The organism is Blastopirellula sediminis, assembly GCF_020966755.1.
Lineage (GTDB): Bacteria > Planctomycetota > Planctomycetia > Pirellulales > Pirellulaceae > Blastopirellula > Blastopirellula sediminis.
Genome location: NZ_JAJKFT010000002.1, coordinates 321,101 through 335,499 on the forward strand (window position 1 = coordinate 321,101; position 14,399 = coordinate 335,499).

General features: G+C 56.8%; 13 protein-coding genes. 6 read left to right on the forward strand and 7 right to left on the reverse strand.

What is annotated here, in order from left to right:
- Window positions 1-71 precede the first annotated feature (71 nt).
- A complete protein-coding gene (locus LOC68_RS01885; protein WP_230214999.1) occupies window positions 72-1,100 on the reverse strand; it encodes an AAA family ATPase in 1,029 nt (342 codons plus the stop codon).
- 329 nt (window positions 1,101-1,429) lie between these two features.
- Entirely contained in the window at window positions 1,430-1,558 is a 129-nt protein-coding gene (locus LOC68_RS28140) for a hypothetical protein (RefSeq protein WP_255671048.1), read from the reverse strand.
- Window positions 1,559-1,581: 23 nt separating this feature from the next.
- Between LOC68_RS28140 and LOC68_RS01890 the strand changes: the two genes are divergently transcribed.
- A complete protein-coding gene (locus tag LOC68_RS01890) occupies window positions 1,582-3,192 on the forward strand; it encodes a sulfatase-like hydrolase/transferase (RefSeq protein WP_230215000.1) in 1,611 nt (536 codons plus the stop codon).
- A 60-nt stretch (window positions 3,193-3,252) separates the two neighbouring features.
- Here LOC68_RS01890 and LOC68_RS01895 read toward each other — a convergent pair whose 3' ends face one another.
- Window positions 3,253-3,816 (reverse strand): protein-tyrosine phosphatase family protein, encoded by a 564-nt coding sequence (locus LOC68_RS01895; RefSeq protein WP_230215001.1) that lies wholly within the window; start codon window positions 3,814-3,816, stop codon window positions 3,253-3,255.
- Window positions 3,817-4,209: 393 nt separating this feature from the next.
- On the opposite strand from LOC68_RS01895, the gene LOC68_RS01900 reads away from it, so the two are divergent.
- The 5 genes from LOC68_RS01900 (at window position 4,210) to LOC68_RS01920 (ending at window position 9,043) form a co-directional block, all read left to right on the forward strand.
- Window positions 4,210-4,428 (forward strand): Nif11-like leader peptide family natural product precursor, encoded by a 219-nt coding sequence (locus tag LOC68_RS01900; protein ID WP_230215002.1) that lies wholly within the window; start codon window positions 4,210-4,212, stop codon window positions 4,426-4,428.
- Window positions 4,425-4,682: a nitrogen fixation protein NifZ gene (locus LOC68_RS01905; RefSeq protein ID WP_230215003.1), complete on the forward strand. Its 258-nt coding sequence runs from the start codon at window positions 4,425-4,427 to the stop codon at window positions 4,680-4,682. The genes LOC68_RS01900 and LOC68_RS01905 overlap by 4 nt, the downstream gene beginning before the upstream one ends.
- A 409-nt stretch (window positions 4,683-5,091) precedes the next feature.
- Window positions 5,092-6,435, forward strand: coding sequence for a hypothetical protein (locus tag LOC68_RS01910; RefSeq protein ID WP_230215014.1), 1,344 nt, complete (start codon window positions 5,092-5,094; stop codon window positions 6,433-6,435).
- The gene (locus LOC68_RS01915; protein ID WP_230215016.1) at window positions 6,432-7,721 is read left to right on the forward strand and encodes an ATP-binding protein; all 1,290 of its coding nucleotides are present in this window, start codon (window positions 6,432-6,434) and stop codon (window positions 7,719-7,721) included. The genes LOC68_RS01910 and LOC68_RS01915 overlap by 4 nt, the downstream gene beginning before the upstream one ends.
- Window positions 7,722-7,723: 2 nt before the next feature.
- Window positions 7,724-9,043, forward strand: coding sequence for a lipopolysaccharide biosynthesis protein (locus LOC68_RS01920; protein WP_230215018.1), 1,320 nt, complete (start codon window positions 7,724-7,726; stop codon window positions 9,041-9,043).
- Here LOC68_RS01920 and LOC68_RS01925 read toward each other — a convergent pair.
- Genes LOC68_RS01925 through LOC68_RS01940 form a run of 4 tightly spaced genes read right to left on the reverse strand, consistent with a single transcriptional unit; the run spans window position 8,985 to window position 14,189 of the window.
- Window positions 8,985-10,367, reverse strand: a complete 1,383-nt coding sequence (locus LOC68_RS01925; protein ID WP_230215020.1) for an O-antigen ligase family protein — start codon at window positions 10,365-10,367, stop codon at window positions 8,985-8,987. The genes LOC68_RS01920 and LOC68_RS01925 overlap by 59 nt on opposite strands.
- Window positions 10,368-10,392: 25 nt before the next feature.
- Window positions 10,393-11,925, reverse strand: a complete 1,533-nt coding sequence (locus tag LOC68_RS01930; protein ID WP_230215022.1) for a GumC family protein — start codon at window positions 11,923-11,925, stop codon at window positions 10,393-10,395.
- A 34-nt stretch (window positions 11,926-11,959) separates the two neighbouring features.
- Window positions 11,960-13,051 carry a sugar transferase gene (locus LOC68_RS01935; RefSeq protein WP_230215024.1) on the reverse strand — a complete coding sequence of 364 codons (1,092 nt, stop codon included), beginning with the start codon at window positions 13,049-13,051 and terminating at the stop codon, window positions 11,960-11,962.
- 43 nt (window positions 13,052-13,094) lie between these two features.
- The gene (locus LOC68_RS01940; protein WP_230215026.1) at window positions 13,095-14,189 is read right to left on the reverse strand and encodes an NAD-dependent epimerase/dehydratase family protein; all 1,095 of its coding nucleotides are present in this window, start codon (window positions 14,187-14,189) and stop codon (window positions 13,095-13,097) included.
- Window positions 14,190-14,399: the final 210 nt, after the last annotated feature.

The window sequence follows — 14,399 nt, forward strand, 5'->3', positions numbered from 1 at the left end:
AGAAGGGAGAAGATCAAAAGGATCCGGCGACGCCGCCGGCGATCAGCGCAGCGACGTCACCGAGGTAGTCTCTATAGTTCGCGATTCGATTCTTCGACCAGTCGCCGCACAATGCTCTTTGCACTGATCCCTTCCGCCTGGGCGGCGAACGTCGTGATCAAGCGGTGCGACAGGACCGGCTGGGCGACTTCCTGAACGTCTTCGAGCCGCACCATATAGCTGCCGAGAAGCGCCGCTCGGGCGCGAGCGCCCAGGATCAAGTTCTGTACGGCTCGCGGTCCTGCCCCCCAGCCGACCAGCGGCTTGAGCCAACCGGGAGCCGAATCGCCGCCGGGGCGGGTTTTGCGAACCAGTTTGGCGGCGTACGCGAAGATATGATCCGGCACCGGTACGCGCCGCACCAGTTGCTGAAAGTCGATGATCTCTTCTGCGTGCAGTACATGTTCCAGCTGCGGCGCATCGGAGCCGGTCGTCGCTCGAGCGATTTCGATTTCTTCCGCTTCGGACGGATAATCAAGCTCGATCAGGAACATAAAGCGGTCCAGCTGCGCTTCGGGCAGCGGATAGGTTCCTTCCTGTTCGACCGGGTTTTGCGTCGCCAGAACAAGAAACGGCGCCGTCAGGCTCAGCGTCTTACCCGCGGCGGTAACGCGTCGCTCTTGCATCGCCTCCAACAGCGCCGCTTGCGTCTTTGGAGGAGCGCGGTTAATTTCGTCAGCCAGGATTACGTTGGCGAAAATCGGCCCATGTACGAATTGAAATTCCCGCCGCCCGTTCATACCGTCCTGCAAGATTTCGGTGCCGGTGATATCCATCGGCATCAAGTCCGGCGTGAACTGAATGCGGCTGAATTGCAGCGACAGCGTTTCCGACATCTTGCTGACGAGCAGCGTCTTGGCCAGTCCGGGAACCCCCATCAGCAATGCGTGCCCGCGCGCAAACAGGCAGATGCAAAGTTGCTCAACTACTTCTTTCTGCCCGATGATGACGCGTGATAGCTCCGTACTCAAGCGCGCATAGCTATCGCGAAGTTGATCAATCTTTCGTACGTCGTCCTCGCCCAGTTGCGGCGCCGAGGCGTTATTGGCAACGATGGTCATTCACCATCTCTCCTGCGTTGACGTCTATCTTGGCTCGGCAGATGGAATTCTCCGCCGTCTCCAGCATTACTTTCCATGATTCTCTTCCGCGCACGCATTATCTAGCGAGCCTGTGCGGTATTCCAGGAATTTTTTGCGAAGCCCCGAAAAGTTGCGCAACTTAGAGAGTGAATCACTCGAAAGTAGAGAAATCAGATGCCAGCAAGCATGGTATCCAAATCTCGGAATTAATCAGCAAATTGAAGCCAATAATCAGCCGAAACGCAGGGTGGTCGGAGGATGCACGCCGCGGTGATATGGAGCAGCGACGCAGGGGACCGTTTACAATGTTAACAAGCGACGCACAGCTCCAGCATGCGCGGCATTCGCTCGGCTCTTCGCCGGAGCGATTGCTGCGAATCGACTTCGACCAGTTCCGCCGAAACCGACCTGAGGATCTGAAATGATGCGCATTTCACGAAATTGTTCAGCACTACTGGCATTGTCCCTGTTGGGCATCGTCGCGCAGATTGGTAAGGCGGAGCGGCCAAATCTGGTCTTCCTGCTCACGGACGATCAGCGCTACGACACGCTCGGTTGCACCGGCAACCAGTTCATTGAGACGCCTAATCTAGACCAGCTCGCAGCGGATGGAATTCTGTTTGCGAACGCATCGGTTACCAGCGCAATTTGCACGCCGAGCCGCGCTTGCTACTTTCTCGGCCAGTACGAACGGAAGCATGGCGTGAACTTCAATTCCGGAACGGCGATGTCGCCGGCCGCATGGGCGAAAAGCTATCCGGTCGTTCTTCGCGAGGCTGGGTACTACACCGGATATGTCGGCAAGAATCACGTGCCAGTCGGCCGGAGAGGCTACGGGTCCAAGGTGATGGAACCGAGTTTTGACTTTTGGTACGCCGGACATGGCCATTTGACGTTCTACCCGAAACAGCAACACGCGATCTTCAAGCATGCGAAAGCCGATACGCAGATCGAAGTGGTCGCGGAAGGGGCGGCGAGTTTTCTAAATGCGGAAGAGGATTACGTCGCAGGAGCCGAGGCTTTTCTCAGTCGGCGCCCCAAGGACAAGCCGTTTTGCCTTTCGATCGCCCTTAATCTTCCGCATGCGGCGGGAACCAGGTCGATGAAAATGTTGCCGACCGATCCGGAACTCTATCGGACGAAGTATCGAGACAAGATTGATCAAATTCCTCTGCCGAAGACGTACGTCGCCAAAGATCAGATTACGAGCCCCCGATTGCCGGCCGATGTGTTGTACGCGCAACTTCGTCAAACAAGTTACGACTATGTCGATACGCCGGAAGGCTTGAAGGAACAACTGATCCGTAAGGCGCAGACGATTACCGGCATCGATCGCATGGTTGGCGAGATCCGTGAGGCTTTGGCCGCTCAAGGGTTGGATCAAAATACGGTGATCATCTTTAGCAGCGATCATGGAATCATGCAGGGCGAATTTGGCCTGGGAGGCAAGGCGCTGAACTATGAATCGTGCTTGCGGATTCCGATGATCATCATGGACCCGCGCGTCGATCGCGAGAATCGTGGGCGTCGATCGATGGCGCTCGTAGAGTCGGTCGACATCGCTCCAACGATGCTTGACCTCGCCGGAGTCGACGTGCCGGATTCGATGCAAGGGGTCAGCTTGAAAGAGATGATCGAAGGAAGGTCTGAATCGGTTCGCGAAAGTAGTTTTGCGGAGAACCTTTGGTCAACTTATTTCGGCAATCCGAGGATTGAGAGCGTCAGGACCGGGGAGTGGAAATATATTCGCTACTTCAAGAACGACCGCGAACTCTTTGCTGGGGTCACCGGTAAGACGCAATACGGCGTCACCCCGACTCAGGCCGAAGGCTACGCCCATTGGCTTACCAGTTCGATTGAGGGCGAACTTCCGGTCTATGAGGAGCTATTCCATCTTCCGTCCGACCCCAGCGAAAGCGTCAACCTTGCCCAGCGCCCCGCTTATTCCGCCACGCTGACGCAAATGCGAACGGAGTGTCAGCGACTTGTCACGTTCGCCAAGGGGGACAAAAACCGTCCGCCGCAAACGGTCCCGATCGAAGCGGCTCGAGAAGGAAGAGGGAAAAAATAGCGAACTTCAAGTTCGGTCGGCGACACGTTGGTTAAGTCGAATGTCAGTCAGGCCAATCGACTATGCGGAGTCGCGATCTAGCCACTTCCTGACAAAGTCGCGCTGGGTGTCGTTCTCGGGCGAATCGCGGTTACTGCGCTCTTGATCCTGAAGTCGCAATTCTTTCAGCACTTTCAACACGTCGTCTGGTTTCGCCAGACCGTGACGCAACATCCAGCAGCCGATGACGGTGCCGGTCCGTCCGACGCCGCCCCAGCAGTGAACATAGACGGGGGCGTCGTTGGCGAGCGACTCGTCGATCGCGTCGAGGATCTCGCTCATCGTATCGAGCGTCGGGATGTAGAGGTCGCGGATGGCGTACCGACGCATGCTGGCTTCCGAGGCGCGGCCCCTCGCCACATCGTCGTAGGGGACGAATGGTTGCCCCTTTTGGTTCGTCTCGCCGGTCTCCATCAGATTCACGAACAGCCGGATGCCGGCATCGACGAGCGCGTCGATTCTAGCTCGGTGCTCGGCCGGATCTGGGTGTCCTGGATAGGCGCCGGCGAGCAGACGCGACGGAATTACCCAGTACGTGAACGATGTCGGGGGCGTGGCGGACTGGTCGGCGAGTTGAAATTTCATCGGGTGCTCTCTCAGGTAGGCGATCGTCATTACTGTTAAGAAGCGGTTTATGGACACTGTCCGCCGGACGTCTTCTCATCGAATTGCCCCAATCGTATCACGGACCGACCTGAAACTGACATCAGCCCGAGATGGTCGCGCGTGGCGAATGTCGCACAGAGGTTGCTCGTTGTCGGAATGGGAACATCGTGCGGCGATTGCTTATTTGGGCCTTGGGGCGATTTTCCTCCCAAAACAGGCCAATTCCTGCGGTTAGGAAAGTCCTTGCCGATTGGCGCGCAAGTTGCCTTGGGACGCTACGTAAATCGATCGTTGACGGCGCTTCGGCGATCGACTGGGAGAATCGGGCGCGATTCTTACTTTCGAAACCACACTGAAGAAGAGACTACCAGAATGGCCATTGCACAGATCAAAGGGTTTTCGCAACAAGCGAAAGAAGATGCGACGTTGGGCGAAAAGTTGAAGGCCTGCGTGAAGCTGAAAGAGTTGATCACTCTGGCGAAAGAATCAGGCTTTGAGCTGGACGAAGTCGAACTCTATCCGCCGAACGAACCGCAATTCACCGAAGACCAATTGTCGCCGCAACTGGTCAAGGCGCTGCTACGAGCATGATCGAATTGGATCTGAAAAACGGGGACGCCGTTTTCGCCAAGGTCGAGATTCGCAACGACGGATCGATTCCGCACGTCGAGAAGGATGCTCTGCTCGCAGAGCCCGGAATGATGGGAATGCTGATCAACACAGGGCATCTCGAAGAAGCGACCGACCAGAAGCTGCTGCTGATCAGCTTCGTCGGCAAGGATGGCGAAATGGGTCCGCTGGTGACCTGTTTCGCGGAAGAGATCTCGACCGAGCCATTGAAGTGAACGATTGCCTGACTCGCTGGGGAGTGGGGCAGGCAGTCGTCAATTAACAAAACGCACGGAGTCGTGGGCGATTCCGTTTCGCCAGCCGGCGATACCTGCGAAGAATCTGGCGTGGGAAATCAGTCCGGACTCGTCGATCTTTGGGAATCTCGATACGGAGCGGCGCTGTTGACGCGTCAAACGCCCAATTTCGCGAGCGTTTTCGGCAACTTTCTTCCACTTGGGGCCTCGGAAAAAGCGCCGGGGAACACCCCCCCCTCCGTCGGTGGTGTTGCCCTCTTTGCGTTCCTCACCCCCTCAAATGGTTGAATCCGCAAAAGGGGCCGACTAATCTAAAAGATAGGGCAAATGCGCTAGCTGGGAAGCTAGTGTAAAATGCTTGTTCTGGATTGGTTCCGAGGGTTTCCGAATGCTGCTGATCAATAGTCTTCCCCGGTTTCGTCGAGCCCGGATCGCCTTGGCCGATTTCGCCAAGCGCGAGTCGTGGTCGCGGTCAGAAATTGAAGCCTATCAGCTGGAGCGGATCAATTCGCTTTGGACGGCTGCGATTAGCGATTCCCCTTATTATCGCCGCTTGCAACTCGAGCGGAATCTGCCGACTCGGTTCGAGGACTTGGAAGAGTTTCGCGAGAATGTGCCGGTCCTGTCGAAAGACAAAGTCCGCTCCGAGCCAAAAGACATTCTCTCCAATAAGCCCGAGCACGGCGAATGGCACTACACCAGCGGCTCGAGCGGTGCGCGGACGGGGATCTACCGTTCGACGAGCGTCCATCGGAAGCTGATTCAGGGACGGTATCGATTCAATCAGATTTGGGACGTCGATTTTCTCGATCGATGGGCGTACCTCTGGGGAAACGCCGAAGGCTTAGCGCCTGGCTGGAAAGGGATGCAGGCGCGAATCACCACCCCGTTTAAAGACTGGCTACGCAATCGGCTACGAATCGCCCCTTATGACCTGCGGCCGGAAACGCTGCGAGGCCACCTGGCGAAGATTGCCGCCTACAAGCCGGTCGCCATTTACACCCATAGCAAAACGGCCCATCTTTTGGCCCTGGAAGCTGAGAAGATCGGGTTTGAGGCCCCGTACTTAAAGTTGGTCGTGATGACGGCAGAACCGGTCCGGGATGAATACATTCAAGACGTAGAACGGGCGTTCAATACGAATGCCGTTTCCGAATACGGCTCGATCGAGTGCGGCTTCATTGCCGGTCAGATCCGCGATCGCACGTTGCGCGTGCGCGAAGACAACGTGATGGTTGAGACGCTTCCCCGCATGGATGGCCGGTACGATATTGCCGTGACGCTCTTGGAGGAATCGTCCTTTCCCCTGATTCGCTACAAGATCGGCGATGTCACCGACGCTCCGCTGACGACGCCCAGCGAAGGGTTCGCAATTCTCCACAACATCTCAGGGCGTGACTTTGACCTGATCGTCACCGGATCAGGGGCGTTGCTTCATGCCCAGATTTTTGAGGACATTCTCGATAAGTTTAATGGCATTCGACTTTGGCGAATGCAACAGAACAGTCAAGGAAACGTCCGCGTTCAACTGGTTTGCATCGATCACTTCGAACCAGAGGCGATTTCTCAAATCCAAAATCGATTCCTCAGCCTCATGGAAGGATATGAGGTGTCGGTAGAGATCGTTTCCCACATCGAGGCGACGAGTTCGGGCAAACATCGAACCGTCATTTCTGAACTTGGCGCTCAAATTGTACGTTCTCCTGCGGTCGCAGGGAGCGCCGCACAATGAGTGACCGTAAACTGGTAGGGGCAAGTGAGGCGGACGCCCGGAAGGTCGTTCTGATCTTGGGTAACCGAAAACAGACTTTGACGGTCGTTCGAACGCTGCGCCGCTCAGGCTGGAAACCGCTTGTTGGTTTCAAAACGTCGAATGAGAGAAACGGACACGTTTGTTGGTCGCGAGATGCGGCAGGGACGTGGCCTCATACCGATTGGGACTCCGACGAACAGCTGTTCGCCGAAGAACTGATTCGACTGGCGCACGAGCGACCTGATCTCGCGGCTATCTATCCGATCGACGAAGAGGCGATTCTCCAGGTTCGTCGCGTCAAGGACGCCTTGCCGCCGAGCGTCAGCGTGGTTCTGGCGAACGAAGAATCGCTTCGACTTGGCTTCGACAAGCAATTGATGCATGAGACCTGCACGCAAATTGGAATGCCAGTTGCCGAGTATCGAGTTGGAATAGGGAGCGGCGAGCTACAGCGTCATGCTCTCGAACTCGGCTTCCCGTGCATCGTCAAACCGCTGGATTCCGCGGAACTTGTTTTCGGAACCAAGGCGGCGATTCTGCGCGGCGAAAGCGATTTACAACGCCTACTTAAGAATGGTTCATTCGAGTCGCAGCGGTTGATGATCCAGCGACTCGTCAATTCGCCGCGATATAACATCTACTTCGCCGCCAAAGACGGCAAGCTGCTGGCCGCCGTCAACGTTCTCATCCTGGAAACGGATCGAGCCGATGGAACGGGCTTCGCCGTTTCGGTCGTCACGATGGACCCGCCGCAACAACTGCGCGAGGATTGCGAAAATCTAGTTCGCCATTCCAATTATACGGGGCTTGGGTGCGGCCAATGGCTGACGACTCCCGGAAAGCTGGAACGAACGTTTCTTGAGCTCAATCCGCGATTGGGCGGGAACTTTCGGATTACCGAACGGGCTGGCGTTCCTCTTTCGTTGATCGGGCTGCAATTGGCGCTAGGACATGAAGTTGAGTTCTCCGGTGGTCCTTGGAGTTACTTAAGAGGCGTCCGCTTCGCCTGGTCGACCGGAGCTTTGGCGGGCTGTCGTTACGAATGGAAGCGAGGCACGATCTCTAATTGGCAAGCGATTTCCACATTTTCGCGGGCGATCTGGAATGGATTGCGAGCGCACGTTCATGCAACGTGGCAGTTGCGCGACCCTGTGCCAACGCTGGTCGAGATTGGCGATTCTATTGGCCGGCTATTCACGCCTAGTGCGGCTAGAATGACACCGAATGTGATTCCAACTCCGGTCGATTCGAGCGGAAATGGCTAACCATGACGAATCGTCCTGCCATGACGTCCCCTTTCCGTTTGGTGAGGGCGTTGCAAAATCGCTGGTTTGGGGTCACAGCCAAGAAAGGGGTCTGGGCAATTCTCGACCAGGGCGTCGTCAGCGGCGCCCGGTTCGTTGCGACGGCGATTATCGGTAGGTTTGGCGGTCCCGATGAACTCGGCATGTACGCGATGGGTTTCTCGATCGTCATACTTGTCAACGTCATCCAAGAATCGCTGTTGTTTTCGCCATATGCGGCGCGAGGACGTCTTGAGTCCGAGACGAGCCGAAAACGTTTCGCGGGAGGCATTCTCGTTCATCACGTCGCGATATCGCTGACGACGTTGCTAGGGTGCCTTGTTTTGGCGGCGATTCTCGCCGCCGCCGATGTACGGCAGCTCGCAACGCTATTCGCTGTGCTCGCTGGGGTCATGCCGGCGGTCTTTCTGCACGAGTTCGCTCGCCGAATTTCATTCGCCCACTCTCATGTGCTGGTGGCGCTGTTGATGGACGGAACTGTCGCCATGGTCCAGCTCGCCGCGTTGGCGTATCTGGCCGCCAGTGAGCGATTGAGTTTCACGACCGCCCTGAGCGTTTGGGGAATAGCTTGCGTTTTGGGAGGGGCAGTCTGGCTGTACTGTCATCGATCAATGTTCCACATCCGGTGGCGTCGGGTCTTGCCTCAACTTGAACGCAATTGGGCGTTCGGCCGCTGGATCTTGGGAAGTCAGCAGATAAAGGCTCTGGGGACCTCCGCGAATATTTGGGTCTTATCCGCGGCATGCGGCGCAACGGCGACCGGGGTGTTCGCCGCCTGCTCGATTGTAGTGACGGCAGTCAACCCGCTGATGCTGGGTTTGTTCAACGTGCTGGAGGCGAAGTCGGCCCAAGCCTTCGCGGAAGCAGGAAAGCGGGAACTGCTGCGCGTCACTCGTAAGGTGACGTTCATATTGGCGCTGGCGCTCAGCCCATATCTGTTGGCCGTGGCGGTTGCGGGAGAATCGCTGGTGATCTGGATTTTTAACGACCCAATCTACAGCGGTCAGGGGCACACCCTTACCATCTTGGCGCTAGCGACTGCGGTTCGTTGTTTACGATTGGGCTGGAACTGCGCCATCCGGACGATTGGGCTGCCGGAATGGAATTTCGTCGCCGGCGTGGCGGAGTTCGTGGTTACGATTGCGTTCGTCGCTCCGCTCTCGCTCTCCTATGGCGTCTTGGGGGCCGCCTATGGAATTCTGCTTGGGAGCGTCGCCGGGTCGCTTACTCGCTGGCTTGCATTCCATAAGCTGCAAGTCTGGCGGGAAGATGCTCTCGTTTAGATTCTTGCTCACCGCCATCCGACTCTCGAACGTACGGATGGATGGCGATTCCCAAGATCAGGGCGAATACGACCGACTCGGGACGAATCGGACCGATAAACGAGACGCAGCCAAAGGTCCAAATCAGGTACCAGAACAAGAGAAACGCAATCATTGGCTGATAGGTAAGGTTGTCAGGAGCCAGCACGACGTCCAAAAGCGCCTTGCCGAACGCGCGGCACATTCCCCAGAGAAATAACAGCGTACCCACGATCCCACCCGTCGCCAGCAACTGAAGAAGTATGTTGTGAGCAGTGGGATTGGACCAGCTATTCCAGACGAAAAGCTTCCCTTCAGCCGACGTGCAGAAATAGCCGTGACCTATCCAGGGAGACTTTGAGAACTCGGCGCCAACCGCCTCCCACATTTCAAGTCGGCCCGAAAAATCTTTCAGCTGCGTTACCGTCTGTCCACGCTGCATGTAGCCGATTCCCAGGCTGAGAATCTCGCGCGTCTCCCGGAAGCCGGGGTCGAGCAGCATGTACCCCAAAATTCCGGCTCCTAGCAGAAGGAGCGGCCAGCCCAGTTTGCGCGGCTCGATCGACCAAATGGCGATAGCGACGCAGACAACCGCCCCGGCCGCAAATGCGGATCGGCTGCTCGCCAGGATCAACACGGCGAAGTGAACGACAAAAGTAGACGAGGCCGCCCACGATGTGAAATTGCGCGGCCAGACGAATCGAGCCAATACTCCTAATACAAGTCCCAGCGATGCGGTCGCTCCTGCGGCGGTCGGATGTACGAAACCATCAGAACCTGGGATGTCTAGCGCTCGATCTAGCCCTGATAGTTCCGGATTGACGAGATGCAGCAGCAACGTCGCCAGGCTCGCGGCAAATAGCATCCACAACGTATGGCTCACGAAGTTAGGCAATGCGCTAGCGGGACCGCAGCCGATTACTGCGGCGAGCAGCAGAATCGCCGCCATGCCGCAGACTTGTCCCACCGAAACGATGAGCAGCGGCGACCAGAAAACGGATAACACGGACCAGCCCAGCCAGAACAGAAGCGGCGTCATCGCCCAAATGGGAGCCCCTGCCCGAAAGTCGAGCTTGCGCTGAATCAGAATCCAAGCGGCGACCAGCACGATCAATGCGCGGGCGCCGAGTTTCCCCACGGCGATAAGGTCAACGGACGATACGCCTTCCGGACTAAGTCGCCCCGGCAAGGAAAAGCAGAGCAGGCCAAGCGCCCAGATCGATACGATTGGGAACCACTTGGCGATCAGCTGACCGCCGTCTTCGTCGACTAAACTCGTCAGAGCGGCTGCGTTTGAATGGCTCATCCGTCTCATCCCTTCGCCTGCGGGGCTAGCGCGGCTTACGCGGTTCGAGCGTTTGGGGAGTCATTCGCTCATGGAAGACCAGGTCTCCCGGTTCAGCGGAGCCGTTGAGAGCATGGACGACCGGTTGAGAGCGGTTGCTCCTCACGAGAGCGATTCCGACCGCGCTGAAACAAGCGGCGGCTAAGCCGATCAGAATGCACAGTTTCTTGTTGGGAGTCACCGGCAATTCTTCGAGACTCGGCCGCTGGACGACGTTGATACTGGTCAGATCGTGATGGCGAATCGCTTCATCCAATCGCGCTTGTTCCAGCTTTTCCGTGAACGCCCGATAACGGGCTTCCAGAGTCGCGAGTTTTTCGACCGATTCGGCGACTTCCTTCTCTCCGTCGTTCATTACCTTCATTTCCTGCAAGAGACCGGCTTGATCTTTCCGCAGCGTCTCCCGCTGAGCTTGCAGGGACTGGAAATTCGCCTTCTCGAGCAGTCTTTCCTTTTCGAGCGAGACGAAGGTTTCGCTTCGCTGTCGACTTACCGTGTTGCGGGATTCGTCTTGCGTTTGGATCGTACGTCGCGCCTCTTCTACCTGTTCGCTAATCGCGATGTAGGACGGATGCGACTCAGTCATCTTCGACTGTAGGTCCATCTTCTTAAGCTCCAGCTCATACAGCGTTCGCCGCATGCCGTCGTGCGCTTCGTTGGCGATCCCCGAAACCTCCTCCGCAAGAACATATTCCGGCAGTTTTCCCATGCCGTCCTCGATCTCCTTGAGTCGAGAAGTAGATGCGGAGAGCGAGGCGTTCACAGTGATGAGTTTCTCTTGTACCTGGCTCAGTAACTCGGCCTGCGTCGCCTGCTGATGATCCAGCGACACGAGACCATGCTCGTTCTTGGATGACCGCAGACGCTCCCGGGCGGCGTCGAGCTCCTCCTTCAGAACTGACTCTTGCTCAGCGAGAAAATCGTAGGAGCCTTGCGTCCGATTGAGCTCCGGATACTTCTTGAGAAAGGTATCTACCCACGATTCCAAGATCTTCTGCGCCGCAGCGGGAGACTTGGACGTGAAATGGATTGAGACGACGTTCGATTCGCGTTGCGTATCGAACTCGACGCTATCTTCGAGGGCGCGAATCGCTTTTTCCCGATCGCTGATCGGGTCGAGCGTCAGGAAACTCTTTAGCCAACTTAACGGCAAAAGGCTTATTCCGTCCTCTTTCGATTCGTCCGCAAGATGACCTGATAGGATGACGTCCGGTCCTTGGTTTTCGACGACATCCTCCAGAATCTGGCGACTCTGCAGGATATCAATGGCGGCGAAGACTTCGCTCTGGAGCGTACGTTGAAGATCAACAGTTTCCCCCGCCGAACTGGCGACCGGGTCAAGCGTCATGCTTTCTCGACCGGCCCGAACGAGGACCTTCGCGGTAGACGCGTACTTCCGCGGATAAGCCACAAGAATGACGGCGACGCAGCCAAGGACGAAGACGAACGCCGCGAACGCGGAGTATCGGTGTTTTCGTAAGGCTTGTAATACGTCGAAGGTTTCGGGGCGTTTACTCATGGTTGCACTTTTTGAACGCTAGTTGACTCCCGTCTTATTCGGCGGCCGGTTCCGACTTGGCGAGTCGGGCCGGGCGAAGAAGTCGGTCGACGATTACGGTACGCAAGATCGAGCCTACGGTCGCCAGCATGATGCGAACGTCAAAGAAAAAGGAGGTTTGCCGCGCATAGCGGATGTCCATTCGCATCCATTCGTCAAACGTAACGTTCCTGTCGGGATGAGCTTGCCAAATGCAAGTAATCCCCGGCGTGACATCCAAACGGGACTGGTGCCACGGGGCGCTGGCCGCTTGTTCGTCGCAGGGGAGGGGACGCGGTCCGACCAACGACATATCGCCGCGGAGCACGTTGAACAGCTGCGGCATTTCGTCAATACACGACGATCGCAGGAAATTGCCCAGGGGCGTCACCCGCGGGTCGCGTTTCAATTTAAAGGCCGGCCCATCGCGCTCGTTCAGGGCCATCAGCTCCGCTTTGCGGGCTTCAGCGTCGTTCCGCATGGTGCGAAACTTGTACATCGTGAACGGCTTTCCGCCCCGTCCGGTTCGCTGTTGGCGAAAAATCACCGGGGAACCTGACGTCAGTCGGACCGCAATGGCGGCGATGATCATGATCGGACTGAACAGGGCCAATAGCACCAGCGCGCCGCAGACGTCTTCGATTCGCTTCCACCGCGACAAAGGGCGCGCCGAAATCGACACCATCGACACTTGCTGCGAGTCTTTCGGCATCTCCTGCGATTCGGCTCCTTCATCAATCGCGTTGGCGATTTCAGCGATGCCGAGCCACGCGGGATCGCCGATACGGTCGCGAAGCTCCGTCGCCATGGTCGCGGCGCTCGCGTTATCCGTTTCAGGAAGAAGAATCAGTAGCGACCTATCTTCAAGGAGCCCGACGTGATCGTAGATGCGCAACCGAGCGTCCAGCTCGCGCTGGACCTGGGCAAGGTTCTTTTTGAACGATCCGTTCGACTCGAGACGAAACCGGATCACTGCGAAGGGGCGACCGCTGCGCAACGAGCGCGTCCGTTCGCAGTCAAGATGAAAGCGAATTTCTTCAGCGCTACGCAGGCCCCGATATTTGTCGTCCCGGCCGTTTCGCGATTGCAGGAAAGGCATTTTCGACATACTTACGCTCACTTTTGCTTAGTTCAGCGGCTCTGGGCCAATGCTAAACGCTTCGATCCGCTGCGCCATTGCCGACGGCGATCCCAGCCGGCGCGTCGGAGCGATGCCGCTCGGCGATGTCCTCAAAGACCTCTTCCAGCGAATAGGTAAGGGACCAATCGGGATAGTCCTGGCGGAACTTCGTCAGATCGGAGATGTAGCAAATGTGATCTCCGAGACGGGATTCGGGAACATATTCCCAGCTCAGCCGTTTTCCGAGAAGCTGCTCAAATCGATCGATCGCTTCGAGCATCGAGACGCTGTTTTCGCGACCGCCCCCCAAGTTGTAGACGGCGCCGCACTTCGGGTTCTTGTAGAACGCGTGGAACGCGCGACAGACGTCGAGCGAATGGATGTTGTCGCGAACCTGCTTTCCCTGGTGGCCAAAAATGCGATAGGGACGCCCTTCGCTGGTGGCGCGGGCCAGGTAAGCCAGAAAGCCGTGCATCTCCGCCCCTTGGTGACCTGATCCGGTCAAGCAGCCGCCGCGAAAGCAGACAGTGGGCATATGGAAGTAGCGGCCATACTCTTGAACCATGACGTCGGCCGCCAGCTTCGAGGCGCCGAACAAGCTGTGCATGCTGGCGTCGACTCGGCAGCTTTCGTTGACCCCGAGGTAATCTTCAGGGCGAGCGTAGTCGTAACGCGTCAGCAATTCCTTGAACTCGTATTCGTTCGGAGCGTCGCCGTAGACCTTGTTCGTGCTCATAAAGACGAAGACGCAATCGCGGCAAGACTGACGAACGCTTTCCAGCAGCGTCAGCGTTCCCCCTGCATTGATATCGAAATCGTCGAACGGGCGGTCCTTCGCCAAGTCATGCGAAGGTTGAGCGGCACAATGCACGAGCAGATCGGGCTTCAAATCAGCGATTGTTGATGCGACCAGCTCGCGATTTCGGATGTCGAGATTGTGATGCGTAAACCTCTGGGTCACGCTCTGCAATCGATTCAGGGTGCGAGTCGTGTCCCCATCCCGCCCGAAGAAGTCCATCCGCATGTTGTTGTCGATACCATGGACATCCCATCCCAGCTGGTCAAAGTACTCGACCGTTTGGGAGCCAATAAGTCCACTACTACCAGTAACTAGCACCTTGGGCATTGATTTCTCCCGCACGTCCTCGAAAAACACCACATCTCGGTCGCATAAACATATTTTCCGATCGATTCATAATAATCAGCACATTTGTCACAAACTACCTAAATACACCAAAAACCGTTGTCACCCCAGAATTCGCCAACCCTTCACTCCCTTGGCCTGTTTACGATAGGAAGACTGAGGTATCGGCTTTGACTGCGGATTTGGGTTTTC

Excerpts from the sequence above, each read along its gene's own strand:
- LOC68_RS01885 (WP_230214999.1), bottom strand. The coding sequence starts at position 1,100 with ATGACCATCGTTGCCAATAACGCCTCGGCGCCGCAACTGGGCGAGGAC.
- LOC68_RS01895 (WP_230215001.1), bottom strand. The coding sequence starts at position 3,816 with ATGAAATTTCAACTCGCCGACCAGTCCGCCACGCCCCCGACATCGTTC.
- LOC68_RS01900 (WP_230215002.1), top strand. The coding sequence starts at position 4,210 with ATGGCCATTGCACAGATCAAAGGGTTTTCGCAACAAGCGAAAGAAGAT.
- LOC68_RS01905 (WP_230215003.1), top strand. The coding sequence starts at position 4,425 with ATGATCGAATTGGATCTGAAAAACGGGGACGCCGTTTTCGCCAAGGTC.
- LOC68_RS01910 (WP_230215014.1), top strand. The coding sequence starts at position 5,092 with ATGCTGCTGATCAATAGTCTTCCCCGGTTTCGTCGAGCCCGGATCGCC.
- LOC68_RS01915 (WP_230215016.1), top strand. The coding sequence starts at position 6,432 with ATGAGTGACCGTAAACTGGTAGGGGCAAGTGAGGCGGACGCCCGGAAG.
- LOC68_RS01920 (WP_230215018.1), top strand. The coding sequence starts at position 7,724 with ATGACGAATCGTCCTGCCATGACGTCCCCTTTCCGTTTGGTGAGGGCG.
- LOC68_RS01925 (WP_230215020.1), bottom strand. The coding sequence starts at position 10,367 with ATGAGCCATTCAAACGCAGCCGCTCTGACGAGTTTAGTCGACGAAGAC.
- LOC68_RS01930 (WP_230215022.1), bottom strand. The coding sequence starts at position 11,925 with ATGAGTAAACGCCCCGAAACCTTCGACGTATTACAAGCCTTACGAAAA.
- LOC68_RS01935 (WP_230215024.1), bottom strand. The coding sequence starts at position 13,051 with ATGTCGAAAATGCCTTTCCTGCAATCGCGAAACGGCCGGGACGACAAA.
- LOC68_RS01940 (WP_230215026.1), bottom strand. The coding sequence starts at position 14,189 with ATGCCCAAGGTGCTAGTTACTGGTAGTAGTGGACTTATTGGCTCCCAA.